Source organism: Marinobacterium alkalitolerans (genome assembly GCF_017776525.1).
Taxonomy (GTDB): Bacteria; Pseudomonadota; Gammaproteobacteria; order Pseudomonadales; family Balneatricaceae; genus Marinobacterium; species Marinobacterium alkalitolerans.
This window is the reverse complement of record NZ_JACVEW010000003.1, coordinates 39,944-52,799: the sequence shown is the minus strand read 5'-3', so window position 1 is coordinate 52,799 and position 12,856 is coordinate 39,944. Positions and strand designations below refer to the sequence as shown.

Genomic DNA, 12,856 nt, shown 5'->3' with positions numbered 1-12,856 from the left:
TGCAGGCGAGTGTTTCTGGAGTACCCAATGAAAAGTGTTCTGCGCAAGTCCCTGTTTGCTTCTGTTGTATCCGGCCTGATCTTCGCAGCCGGTTCTTCTCCGCTGCTGGCCGCCGAGGCAACCAGCAGCCAAAGCATCCTGCTGAAGAAGTCCAATACGGAACATCTGAACGTGTACAAGAGCCCGACCTGTGGCTGTTGTGGCGACTGGATTGAACATGCTGAAAAAAACGGCTTTGAAACGCGTGCCTTTCATCCGCAAAACCTGACGCAGATGAAGCTCGATATGGGCATTGAAAACCGTTTTCACTCCTGCCACACGGCCGTGACCGAATCCGGTTACCTGTTTGAAGGCCATGTGCCGGCCAAGCTGGTTAAACGGTTTTTGGCCAACCCGCCTGAGGGAGCTCTGGGGCTGACCGCACCCGGCATGCCGATGGGCAGCCCGGGCATGGAGGTGGGAGATCGTTTTGCCCCCTATCAGGTGCTGCTGATGAAAAAAGATGGTGGCTATGAAGTCTATGCCACCATCGATGAGCAGTCTGAGCAGTACTGATTTGAGAGCAGGCCCCGTACCACCGGGGCCTTTTTCGGGTCAATGTCCTTTCCAGGGCACCAGCTTACGTTCTGCAAAGCGCATCAACAGGTCAAACAGGTAGGCAATGATGCCGATGACAATGATGCCCATGATTACCACATCCGTGACCAGGAACTCCGCCGCGTTCAACACCATGAACCCCAGCCCGGCCTGAGCGGCCACCATCTCTGCCGCAACCAGCGTGGTCCAACCGAAACCGATGCCGATGCGCATACCGGTCAGAATTTCCGGCAAGGCGCTTTTCAGAATGATATGGCGCACCACCTGCCAACGGGATGCGCCCATTGAGTAAGCGGCGTGAATCTGTTCGATGGCCACCGACTTCACCCCGGCACGGGCACTCAGCGCCATGGGTGCGAAAATCGCCATGTAGATCAATACGATTTTCGAGGTTTCGCCAATGCCGAGCCAGATAATCACCAGCGGCAGGTACGCCAAGGGCGGCAGCGGGCGGTAGAACTCGATAATCGGATCAAACAGGCCACGCGCGATACGATTTACACCCATGAAAATCCCGATCGGCACGGCCGTAACCAGTGCCAGAGCAAAGGCCCCGAACACACGCAGCATACTCCAGCCGGTATGTTCAATCAGGGTGGCGTTGGCAAAACCTTCTGTCAGCACTTCCCAGAAGCGAGCAATGACGGCAGTGGGTGAGGGCAGGAACAGGGGTTCGACCCAGCCGGCGGTTGTGGACAGAAACCAGAGTCCGATAAGGCTCAGAGCCGTGACGATGCTGATGGCCAGGCTGCGACCCTGTCCCGGAGCACCAAAGGCATCACCGGGCTTGGCAGGGCCTGCTGCAAATAGCCTGGCTGCGCGCTGCAGCAACGTGGGGGCAGGTCGTACCTCTTGCCGTGATGGAGAGGGGGGCACCTCGGCTGGTTCGGCATCGGTCATCAGTTCAGGGTTATCCAGTGTTTTTTGAGCCAGCATCAGTGCATACCTCCGGATTGCTCGTCACCATGGATGATGCTCAGAACCTTCTCGCGCATCTCGATGAACTCGGGCAGGGACTTCACCTTGCGTGCATCACGGCACTCAAGAAAACGTTCGTTGAAGTCCAGCTTGAACTCGTGCGTAATCCGGCCCGGCCTTGGCGACATGATGATCAGGCGTGATGCCATAAACAGGGCTTCTTCAACGCTGTGGGTGATAAAAAACATCATCTTCCGAGTCTGCTTCCACACGTCCAGCAACAGCTCCTGTAACACCTCGCGTGTCAGTGCATCCAGTGCACCCAGCGGTTCGTCCAATAAGAGCATTTCCGGGTCGTTGGTCAGGGCGCGTGCAATACCGACACGTTGCTGCATGCCCCCGGAAAGCTGATAGACCGGGTGCTGGTGAAAATCTTCCAGTCCAACCAGCTTCAGAAACGAAGCGGCGCGCTCCCGTCGTTCGGATCGTGGAATGCCCTGAAGCTTGAGCCCGAATTCCGTGTTTTCGATCACGTTCAGCCAGGGCAAGAGAGCGTGTTTCTGGAACACCACGCCACGTTCCTTGCCCGGGCCTGCGATCTGGTCATGCAGATCAACGCCACAGGCTACGCGCGGCAGGCCGGAAACCGGATTGTCGCCCAGTGTCAGGTAGCCATCCGAAGGGGATATGAAGCCGGCCATCAGGCTCAGCAAGGTGGTCTTGCCACAGCCTGAGGCACCCAGGGCAACGACGAACTCGCCGGGCTCGATGGCGAAGTTGATATGGGACAGGGCGTGTACCTCTTCACCGTTGTTGAGGCCGGGGTACACCACCGACACATCATGAATCTGCAATCTGCTCATCTTTACATCTCCTGCGGACAGGCGCCGCCCGTTCAGGGCTGGCGCGTGTCCACTGACCGTCTCAGGATTCAACCTTCTCGGCATATGAGGGGTTTACGTAGTCGCTGTAGCGCTCTTTCAGGCCCGGGATCTTGCCCTGTTCCTTGAGAAACTCGGAGGTGAAGCGAAGGGCCTTGGCGGCACCACCTTCCTCGCCACAGCCCAGCCAGGCACAGCTGGTCTGCTCAGCCAGTGTGGGGAACTGATAGAGGTCCAGTACGCCCGGTACCGAAGCAGCTTCGCCACCGGTCATGTCTGCAATTTTCTTCACCATGGGGGAATCCGCGGTCAGGGAGCCTTTCTGTGCGCGGTAGTCGGCGTCAGCCTTGGCGGCAAGGCTGATCAGTGTGGTCACGACTTCGGGGTTCGCCTTGCCATACTCCTTGCTGACAACCATGCCGTCGAAGGTGGCCTTGCCCCAGCGACTGAGCTCACCGGAGCTGATCAGAACCTGACCGTCCTCCTTGATCTGGCTGAGTACCGGGTCCCAGATAAAGGCGGCATCAATATCACCACGGCGCCAGGACGCTGAGATGGCGTTCGGCTGCAGGTTGAGTACTTTCACATCCTTGTCTGACAGGCCAAACTGCTCCAGGGCAAAAAGGGTGTGAAAGTGGGTCGTTGACACGAATGGCACACCCAGGGTCTTGCCTTTCAGGTCCTGTGGCGCCTTGATATCGCTGCCTTCGCGTACCACCAGGGCCTCGGCTTCGTTGATATTTTCCAGAATCCATACCAGCTCAATATCAACGCCGCGACTGATCCCTGCCGCGATGGGGCTGGAGCCGGCGGTGGCAATGTCCACATCACCCGAAGCCATGGCCGTGATAACCTTGGCACCGGAGTCAAAGCGGCGCCACTCAATGTCCATGCCGGTTGCGGCCTCAAGTGCCTTGTCAGCGATCACGGTTTTCCAGGGGTTCATCATGCCCTGATAACCGATAGTCAGGGTGTCGGCCCAGGCCATCTGGGATACGAGCAGGGAAGCACCTGCGCCGATGGCCAGTTTTTTCGCGATGCGTCCGACAAGCTTGGAACGGCTGGTCTTGTTCATGGGAATACTCCGATTTCTAAAGTGGGTGCCGTGTGAGCGGCCAGGTGTTAAAGCCTGTATCCACCTTAGAATCGAGCTTTGTGTACACCATAGAGCCAGATTCAACCTCTCATGGGTCCAGATTCAGCATCTGGTATATGACTTGCATCATTTTGAAGCACAGTCCGTTGAAGCCCGAGTCTTATGCCATGAATGAGCACTATCTCAAGATCGACTTTGAGCCCGGCCGCACGCTGCAGGATCAGATCCGGGAGCGTTTGGTGGCGACGATTCTCAGTGGGCACATGCCGGTTGACGAGCCCATGCCCTCATCACGTCGCTTGGCCCAGCAGTTGGGTGTTTCGCGCAACACGGTAGTGCTGATATACGAGCAGTTGGTGGATGCGGGCTATCTGGTCCCCAAGTGTCGCAGAGGCTATTTCATTGCACCGGCCTTTCACCAGGCGGAAGAGTTGTGCACTGAACTGGTGCCGGACGACTCTTCTGATGCGCCTGACTGGTCCACTCGGTTTCGGCATCGACCCAGTGAAGAGCAGGCGATCGTCAAGCCCAATAACTGGCGCGCGTTTGAATTTCCTTTTATCTACGGGCAGGTGCAGCACGAGTTTTTTCCCATCGAGCAGTGGCGTGACTGCGCGCGCAAATCCATGTCAGGGATGAGTGACCGCGACTGGATCCATGACAGTGTGGACTCGGATGATGCCGTTCTGGTGGAGCAGATACGCACACGCCTCTTGCCCAAGCGAGGCATTTACGCCGAAGCCAACGAAATTCTGGTCACCATCGGTACGCAGAATTCGCTCTATCTGCTGGCTAACCTGTTGCTGGGCCGGAAGACGCGGGTGGCATTGGAAAACCCCGGCTTCCGCGATGCGCGCAATATCTTCAAGACCTTCGGGGCTCAGTTGCACCTGCAGCCGGTCGATGAAGAGGGCATTCTGGTAGATGATCGACTGAATAGTTGTGACTACATCTATGTCACGCCCAGCCATCAGGTCCCCACCGGCGCGGAATTATCCACAGCGCGGCGCCGTGCCCTGATGCAACTGGCGTCTGAACAGGACTGTATCCTGATCGAAGATGATTATGATGCGGATATCAACATGCAACTCAAGCCGGTACCGGCCTTGAAGGCCCATGATCGGGACAAGCGAGTGATCTACATGGGGAGCCTGTCCAAGTCGATTTCGCCCGGGTTGCGGCTGGGGTTCATGGTGGCGGACGAGACCCTGATTGCCGAGGCCCGTGCGCTGCGGCGTCTGATGTATAGGCACCCGCCTGCCAACAACCAGCGGCAGGCAGCCCTCTTTCTGGCACAGGGTCACTATGACACCTACTTGCGTAAAATCCGCGAACTCTATTCCAGCAAGCTGGAGCGGATGCAATCCGCCATCGAGCGTCATCTGCCCGGCATGAATACTGTCCCGGTCAGCTCGGGTGCCTCCTCCATCTGGCTGGAGGCACCTGAAGGGGTAGACACCGAGGCGTTGTCCTGGGCAGCCGCCCGTGAGGGCGTGTTGATCGAGCCCGGTGCGGTGCATTTCCTGAACGCGGAGCCGCCGCGCAATTACTTCCGTCTCGGCTTTTCGGCTATTGCGGCGCACAAGATTGAGCCGGGAATCGAGCGGCTCAGCCGTTCACTGGACCGTTTCCTCTCTGCTTAAAGGTTCGGCTGGACCTACAAACTCCTGTAACTGGATCTATCACCTCGATCCACTCTGCTCCTAACGTGGCCACAAGCGCGGGCAATTCGGCTCGCGCAGGTTGAGTGGACGATGCAGTGACAGATTTACTTCCTCTGGCAGAGATCGAGCACCTTGAATGGGCAACCGTACTGGTTGCCATTGCTGCACTGGTGCGGGGCTATACCGGTTTCGGTTTTGCCGCCATCGCGATTACCGGCCTGAATCTGATCTGGCCGCCTCAACTGAGTGTGCCGGTGATCCTGCTGCTGGACCTGATTGGCTCTCTGGGGCTGCTGGGGGCGGCAAGCAAGGCCTTTTCCAAGCCTTTGGTCGTGCGATTGGGGCTGGGGGCGCTGGCGGGCATTCCGGTGGGGCTACTGGTGCTGACACAGGTACCGGAAAGCTGGCTCAAGCTGTTGATCAGTATATGTGTGCTGGCGATGACTCTGGCACTGATCTGGCGGCCACGACAGGGTAACCGCCCGCTGAGTAACGGTATAACCAGTCTTATAGGAGCTGTATCCGGTGCCTTTACGGCGGCCGCATCGGTGGGCGGGTTACCCGTGGTGTGTTACCTGCTGGGCACAGGGCTGAGTGCCAGGGCTCAGCGAGCCTCCATGGTAGTTTTTCTGGCCGCAACCGATTTGCTGGCGCTGCTGGTGCTGTATCTGCATGGTGTGTTCGATGCCAGTCTGCTGGCGCCTTTCCTGATGCTGCTGTTGCCCACACTGGCCGGTGTTCAACTGGGCCAATGGGGCTTTCACCGCTTCAAACCTGAATCCTTTCATCCCGTTGCCTTGCCGGTACTGACGCTGTTGTCAGTCAGCGGTGTGGGGCTGGGTCTATACCGCATTTTCTGATTGATCTGAACAGGAGACACATGATGTCCAAGACCGCATTCATCACCGGCGCCACCTCCGGTTTCGGGTTGGCCTGTGCGCGCCGACTGGCCGCCGCCAAATGGAATTTGGTGCTCACAGGGCGCCGGGCATCGCGTCTGGCCGAGATCCAGGATGAACTGTCAGTCCACACGCAGGTGCTCACGCTGACGCTGGATGTATGCGACAGCGATGCGATCAAGGCACAGGTTGAGGCTTTACCCACGCCTTTCAGTCGAGTGGACCTGCTGCTGAATAACGCCGGGCTGGCGCTGGGGACAGAGCCGGCTCAGGCTTGTGACTTGAGCGACTGGAAAACCATGATCGATACCAACATCGGAGGTCTGGTAGCGGTCACCCATGCGCTGTTGCCACGGCTGATTGAGCAGGGCAAAGGCAGCAGCATTATCAACCTGGGCTCAATTGCGGGCCATTGGCCCTATCCCGGCGGCAACGTGTATTGCGGCACCAAGGCGTTTGTTGAGCAGTTTTCCTATGCCCTGCGCTGTGACCTGTCCGGTACGGGCGTGCGCGTGACCAATCTGGCACCAGGGCTGTCCGAGAGCGAATTTACGCTGGTCCGCACGGGCGGGAATCAGGATGCCTACAACAACCTGTATCAGGGTGCCGATCCGATTCAGCCGGAAGATGTGGCCGACACCGTGTACTGGCTCGCAACCCTGCCGGCCCACCTCAATGTGAATCAGCTTGAACTGATGCCGGTGTCTCAGGCCTGGTCACCTTTCTCCATTCATCGCGAACACTGAAACAGGAACAACACCATGAACAGTCAAATCAACGAGCTGGATCTGCTGAAAACTCTGGACCGGGATCACGTGTGGCATCACCTGACACCGGGCGCGGCTGCACGCAAGGGGCTGCCGATGTTTGTGCGGGGGGAAGGACTTCGCCTATGGGACAGCGAGGGCAGGGAATATCTGGATGCCTCGGCCGGTGGCGTTTGGGTCACCAACGTGGGATATGGCCGAACGGAGATTGCCGATGCGGTGCGCGAGCAGCTGGCACAGCTCAACTTTTTCGCCGGCTCCATGGGCAATGCGCCTGCGGCTGCCTTTGCTGAAAAACTGTTGGACAAGATGCCGGGCATGAGCCGCGTGTACTACTCGAATTCAGGTTCCGAGGCGAATGAGAAGGCGTTCAAGATGGTGCGCCAGATTGCCCACAAGCACCATGGTGGCCGCAAGAGCAAAATCCTGTATCGCGAGCGTGATTATCATGGCACGACGCTGGCCGCATTGAGCGCGACCGGTCAGGCCGAGCGCCGGGCCCAGTTTGGCCCCTTTGTGCCGGGGTTTGTTGAAGTGCCCCACTGCTGCGAGTATCGCACTCAGTACCCTGAAAGTAATGATTATGGTATCCGGGCGGCTGATGCCATTGAAGAGGTCATCCTTCGCGAAGGCCCGGAAACGGTGGGTGCGATTATTCTGGAGCCGATCACGGCCGGTGGCGGTATCATCACTCCTCCGGAGGGTTACTGGCCCCGCGTCCGCGAGATCTGCGACCGTTACGATATTCTGCTGATCATGGATGAGGTGGTCTGCGGAGTCGGTCGCACGGGCAAATGGTTTGGCTACCAGCATTATCCGGTTCAGCCGGATATCGTCACCATGGCCAAGGGGCTGGCGTCCGGATATGCCGCCATCTCCTGTACTGTGACCACTGAGCGGGTGTTTGATCTGCTGCAGGAAGAGGCGGGTGATACCTTAGGCTATTTCCGTGATATCTCCACTTTTGGTGGCTGCCTCGCAGGCCCGGCCGCTGCCCTGGCCAACATGAAGATTCTCGAAGAGGAAGGGCTGGTCGAGAACTCGCAGCGCATGGGTGAATACCTGCTGGCGGGGCTGCATGCACTCAAAGAGAAGCATCCGGTGATTGGTGATGTACGCGGCAAGGGGCTGTTTGCCGGGCTGGAGCTGGTTCAGGACCGCATGACCAAGACACCTGTCGATGAGTCCGTTGCCATCGCCATTGCTGGTGCATGCAAGCAGATGGGAGTGCTGATTGGGCGCACCAACCGGAGCTTTGAAGGTTTCAACAATATTCTCAACTTCAGCCCGGCTCTGACCGCAACGGCGGAGCAGATCGATCAGATCCTGACCACTTTGGACAAGGCGATCAGCCAGGTATGCGGCTGAACCGGCTTACGTCATCTAGGGCCACTCAGGTGCGAAAACGCTCCACCTGTGTGGCCTGTTCCGCACTCATACCTGCCAATTGAACACTGCATTTTCAGCTAACTCCGATAGCGGATCTTGCCTCACATCAAGATCAATTCCAGTCTTGATACGCCCTTGAGAGAGGCAAAAAAAGAGCGCCTGTCTCACACAACCGGGCGGTTGAAGAGAAGCAGGCGCCAATGCCTCATGTTAGAGCTATGCAGGTCACCACCGGACTAAGTGGTTACCCATCTAGTGTTTAGCAAGTTTGATGCCTGTTTTTGCGCTTCGATAAAAAAATGTTTCCGAGCCCGCCAACAGGCGCGTTTGGTCGGGTTCATGAAGCCTGCTTTTCACAATACCTGAAAACCATCAACGGCCGGGTGCGCCAAAATCTTTCAGCGGCTGCGTGAATTGCACCTCTGTGATGCACGGGCCTCTGTGGAGGCCTCTGCAAAGCCGCACACAGCGGTTCTTTCAAGCTGGCACACTTCCTGCTATAGATAGACTCAACAAAAACAATTCATTGTCTGAAAAGACACCCGACTTGATGCAGACGCCTCCAGTCATCCATCTTGAACAAGATGCGGTGGCGGAGGCGTTTTTTTATGCGCGACACGAGCGCACAAAAAAGCGGGCAACAGCCGACAGGCCGTCACCCGCAAACGGGCAGCATGATAAAACGGTTGGTGCCTAACCGGTGCCGTAGCGTACCGAGGGCAGCCAAAGCACCAGCTCCTCCCACCAGAACACCAGCGCCACGGCGGTCAGCTGAATCAGGATAAAGGGCAGTACCCCTTTGTAGATGTCCACCGTCTTGATTTCGGGCGGTGCAACACCTTTCAGGTAAAACAGCGAGAAGCCGACCGGCGGTGTCAGGAAAGAGGTTTGAAGGGCCAGTGCAAACAGCACCACGAACCAGGTCAGGTCGAAGCCGAGGTTGGCGACGACCGGCCCCACCAGTGGCAGTAGGATCAGACTGATTTCCAGCCAGTCGAGGAAGAAGCCGGCCACGAAAGCGATCAGCAGGATGACCACCACGATCCCTTCCGGTGACAGCGGGATGCCCTGCAGCAGAGAGCCGATAAATTCATCCCCGCCCAGTGAGCGCATCACCACGGCGAAGGTGGTTGCGCCCAGAAAGATGCCGAACACAAAGGCGGTGGTCAGGGTGGTCTTGATGCAAACATCCTTGATCACCTCCGTATTCAGGCGTCCGTTCAGCGCTGCCAGAATGCTGGCGCCCAGGGCACCGACACCGGCGGCTTCCGTCGGGGTGGCGATGCCGAAAAAGATGGAGCCCAGTACCGCAAGGATCAGGCACAGTGTGGGCAAAATGGCGGTTAGGGTTTCCAGAACCAGTTTCAGCGTCACCGGTGGCAGGTCATCCGGCGGGCTGCTCATGGACGGGCGGAGCCAGGAGATGACGACCACGTAGACGATGTACATGACGCCCAGCATGACACCGGGGATCAACGCGCCCATAAACAGGTCGCCCACCGCCAGCGAAAGTTGGTCGGCCATGATGATCAGCATGATGCTGGGCGGGATCAGAATGCCCAGGGTGCCGGCCGAGCAGACGATGCCGCTGGCAAAGGCAGGTGAATACTTCTGCTGCAGCATGACCGGCAGGGACAGCATGGCCAGCAGGACCACCGAGGCACCTACGATGCCGGTTGAGGCCGCCAGCAGAATACCGATGGTAATCACGGCCACACCCAGGCCACCGTGGAAGCGGCCGAACAGGCTGACGAAGTTTTTCATCAAACGTTCGGCAACACCGGAGCGTTCCAGCATCAGCCCCATGAAGATGAACATGGGCAAGGCCACCAGTACCCAGTTGGTCATCTGGGCATAGATGCGCTGAACCATTACACCGAAGATATTCCAGTCGGTGAGGAAGTAGGTATCCACGTCGAAGTACTGGAAGGCAATGATGGAGCCGACGCTGAACACCACGGAGATGCCGGCCAGCAGCCAGGCCACCGGGAGCCCGGTGAAGATGAGCAGAATAAAGCTGCTCAGCATGGCGATAACAATGAGTTCATTGGTTGCAAACACGCGTGCACCTCACTTTGGCGAGTGATTGTTGTTCTGTTCGGGGGTGCCGAGCGGACGGGGCCAGCCACAGGCAAAGGCGAGCGCACGGAATAAACGGGCGGTAGCGGCCAGAAACATCAGGCCGAAGGCCAGCAAAATGACCGACTTGATCAGCCAGCGCAGGGGCAGGCCGCCCGGTGCGGCCGAGACTTCTCCGATGCGCATGGAGTGTTCCACGAAGGGCCAGGCGTAGATCAGAATCAGCGTGCAGAACGGCAGGATAAACAGGGCGATGCCCAGTATTTCGATCCAGGCGCGTGCTTTGGGTGACATTCGCTCGGCCGCCACATCTACTCGCACATGCCCGTCATGGGTGATGCAGTAGGAGAGCGCGAGCATGAAGCCCACCGCATAGAGGTGCCACTGCAGTTCTTCCAGTGCCACGAAGTTGGTGCCGAGTGCATAACGCAGCACCACGTTGCCCACGATCAGCAGGATCAGAATGACCCAGACGAACGAGGAGGTGCGGCCGAACAGCTCGACGATGCGTTCCAGACTGTCGGAGATGCGGGTGCGAGGATAGTCGACGGCCGCCTTGTGGGCGACCGCCTCCTCGACCTGATCCAGATCCAGGTCGTATTCAGACATAGGTGTGTTCCCTTTTGGGGTGAGCAAACGGCTTACTGGTCGTCTTCGACGCCAAAGTCACGCGGCAGGTAGCCGAAGTTTTTCCACGGACGGTGCTCGGCCTGGAACGCCTTCATGGAGCTGTACACCTTGTCGAACATGGGGTCGGCTTCAGAACGGCGGGCCATGACTCGATCAGTGGCTTCCTTGAAGGCCGACAGAATTTCCGGGCTGTACTTGTGCAGCTGAACGCCTTTTTCCTCGAACTTCTTCAGCACCGCGCCCTGCAGCGCTTCGGCCTTGGCCAGAGCCATCGTGTTGGCGGCTTTACAGCTGTTTTCGATCAGCGCCTGGGTTTGACCGTTCAGCGCGTTCCACTTGTCCAGATTCACGTACAGGTACTGGTTGGTGGAAGGCTGGTGCCAGCCGGGCAGGTAGTAATGCTTGGCAACCTGATAGAAGCCGAGCTGCTCGTCCACGATCGGCATGGAGAACTCGGTTGCATCCAGAACGCCGGTTTCCAGCGCCTGATACAGCTCGCCCCCCGGCAGCAGTGTCACGGACATGCCAAACTCGGACATGATCTCACCGCCCACGCCGGCGGCACGGAACTTCAGGCCCTTGAACTTCTCCAGGCTGTCCATCTCTTCACGGAACCAGCCGGCGGCTTCCGGGCTGATGGTACCGCACAGAATCGGGTAGACGTTGTGGGGCTCGAACAGCTCCTTGAGCAGCTCGTTACCGCCGTGGTGGTACATCCAGGCCAGAAACTCCTGTGATTCCAGACCGAAAGGCGTTGCACCAAACAGTGCCGAGGCCGGGATCTGGCCCCACTCGTAGCCCATCCAGGAATAGCCGGCCGGGATGTTGCCGTTGCTCACGTTTTCAAACACGCCCAGTGCCGGAATCAGCTTGCCCGGCTCGAAGGTTCGCAGCTTAACCTGTCCACCGGACATGTCGCTGACCATCTTGGCCACTTCCGGCATGGTGTCCCCCAGTGCGGTCAGCGAGGAGGGAAAGCCCATGGGTACCTGCCAGCGAACCTTGTCGAAGTCGGCCATGGCCAGAGTGGAAGCGGTCAGGGTCAGGCCCAGAGTGGCGGCTTTGAAGAGTTTTTTCATGGTATCTGTCCTTTTATTGTTATCAGAGTGTGTTGCGCGTTTTAAGAGTCAGGTGAAACGGGTTATTGGGCGGTCCAGCCCCCATCGATCGGCAGAGCAGTGCCGTTGATGGCGCGAGCCGCATCCGAGCAGAGGAACAGCGTCATGGCGCCGATTTCGCTCGGGGCGACGAAGTCCGGATAGGGCGTCTTGGCGCTGATCAGGCCCTGCTTGGCGGCCTCGAAGCTGGTGTCGTGCTCCTGTGCATACGCCTTGAACTGCTCGACCAGCAGGGGGGTGTCCACCCAGCCGGGGCAGATGCAGTTGGCGGTAATGCCACGGGCTGCGTTTTCCAGCGCCATGACACGGGTGAAACCCACCAGACCGTGCTTGGCGGCGCAGTAGGCACTCTTGTTGACCGAGGCCACCAGACCGTGCACGGACGAGATGTTGATGATGCGGCCCCAGCCCTGTGCCTGCATGCCCGGCAGGGCCAGGCGGCTGGTGTGGAAGGCGGCACTCAGATTGATGGCGATCACCTTGTCCCACATGGCAGGCGGGAACTGCTCGGCCGGTGCCGTATGCTGAATACCGGCGTTATTGACCAGAATGGTAGGGCTGCCGACCTGTTCGGTGACGGTCTGCATCAACCGGTCGATCTCCTGTGGCTGGCTCAGGTCGGCCTGACAATAGAGCGGGCGGCGGCCATAGGCCTGTTCAAACTCGTCGGCCAGTTGGGCGCCGGTTGCGTCCGGTTCCAGCCCGTGCAGAACCACTTCCAGACCATTGGCTGCCAGTACGCGGGCGACCTCCAGGCCGATACCGCTGGTCGAGCCGGTGACCAGCGCCAGTTTGCGGATATTCATCGTGTCATTCCT

12 protein-coding genes are annotated in these 12,856 nt (G+C 58.5%); 5 read left to right on the top strand and 7 right to left on the bottom strand.

From position 1 onward, the window contains the following. Positions 1–27 precede the first annotated feature (27 nt). Complete coding sequence (locus tag H9C73_RS02505; protein WP_209286208.1) at positions 28–555, top strand: DUF411 domain-containing protein; 528 nt, start codon at positions 28–30, stop codon at positions 553–555. A 39-nt stretch (positions 556–594) separates the two neighbouring features. On the opposite strand, the gene H9C73_RS02500 is transcribed toward H9C73_RS02505, so the two are convergent. The 3 genes from H9C73_RS02500 to tauA form a co-directional block, all read right to left on the bottom strand. Then, on the bottom strand, positions 595–1,533 hold the full coding sequence (locus H9C73_RS02500; RefSeq protein ID WP_209286207.1) for an ABC transporter permease subunit: 939 nt from the start codon (positions 1,531–1,533) through the stop codon (positions 595–597). After that, entirely contained in the window at positions 1,533–2,378 is an 846-nt protein-coding gene (locus H9C73_RS02495) for a taurine ABC transporter ATP-binding protein (RefSeq protein WP_236014042.1), read from the bottom strand. Before H9C73_RS02495 ends, H9C73_RS02500 begins: the two co-directional genes overlap by 1 nt. A 61-nt stretch (positions 2,379–2,439) precedes the next feature. After that, on the bottom strand, positions 2,440–3,471 hold the full coding sequence (tauA, locus tag H9C73_RS02490) for a taurine ABC transporter substrate-binding protein (RefSeq protein WP_209286206.1): 1,032 nt from the start codon (positions 3,469–3,471) through the stop codon (positions 2,440–2,442). A gap of 188 nt (positions 3,472–3,659) precedes the next feature. On the opposite strand from tauA, the gene pdxR reads away from it, so the two are divergent. The 4 genes from pdxR to H9C73_RS02470 all read left to right on the top strand — a co-directional run bounded on the left by pdxR (position 3,660) and on the right by H9C73_RS02470 (position 8,190). Continuing rightward, positions 3,660–5,135, top strand: a complete 1,476-nt coding sequence (pdxR, locus tag H9C73_RS02485) for a MocR-like pyridoxine biosynthesis transcription factor PdxR (protein ID WP_209286205.1) — start codon at positions 3,660–3,662, stop codon at positions 5,133–5,135. A gap of 116 nt (positions 5,136–5,251) precedes the next feature. Beyond that, positions 5,252–6,016: a sulfite exporter TauE/SafE family protein gene (locus tag H9C73_RS02480; protein WP_328797923.1), complete on the top strand. Its 765-nt coding sequence runs from the start codon at positions 5,252–5,254 to the stop codon at positions 6,014–6,016. A gap of 23 nt (positions 6,017–6,039) precedes the next feature. Further along, the gene (locus tag H9C73_RS02475) at positions 6,040–6,801 is read left to right on the top strand and encodes an SDR family NAD(P)-dependent oxidoreductase (RefSeq protein ID WP_209286204.1); all 762 of its coding nucleotides are present in this window, start codon (positions 6,040–6,042) and stop codon (positions 6,799–6,801) included. 15 nt (positions 6,802–6,816) lie between these two features. After that, positions 6,817–8,190 carry an aminotransferase family protein gene (locus tag H9C73_RS02470; RefSeq protein WP_209286203.1) on the top strand — a complete coding sequence of 458 codons (1,374 nt, stop codon included), beginning with the start codon at positions 6,817–6,819 and terminating at the stop codon, positions 8,188–8,190. A 714-nt stretch (positions 8,191–8,904) separates the two neighbouring features. Here the strand turns inward: H9C73_RS02470 and H9C73_RS02465 are convergent. From H9C73_RS02465 to H9C73_RS02450, 4 genes are all read right to left on the bottom strand, one after another. Next, positions 8,905–10,272, bottom strand: coding sequence for a TRAP transporter large permease (locus H9C73_RS02465; protein WP_328797922.1), 1,368 nt, complete (start codon positions 10,270–10,272; stop codon positions 8,905–8,907). 9 nt (positions 10,273–10,281) lie between these two features. Then, a complete protein-coding gene (locus tag H9C73_RS02460) occupies positions 10,282–10,899 on the bottom strand; it encodes a TRAP transporter small permease subunit (protein WP_209286202.1) in 618 nt (205 codons plus the stop codon). A 32-nt stretch (positions 10,900–10,931) separates the two neighbouring features. Further along, positions 10,932–11,999, bottom strand: a complete 1,068-nt coding sequence (locus H9C73_RS02455) for a TRAP transporter substrate-binding protein (protein ID WP_209286201.1) — start codon at positions 11,997–11,999, stop codon at positions 10,932–10,934. A gap of 62 nt (positions 12,000–12,061) precedes the next feature. Next, complete coding sequence (locus H9C73_RS02450) at positions 12,062–12,844, bottom strand: 3-hydroxybutyrate dehydrogenase (RefSeq protein ID WP_209286200.1); 783 nt, start codon at positions 12,842–12,844, stop codon at positions 12,062–12,064. Positions 12,845–12,856 lie beyond the last annotated feature (12 nt).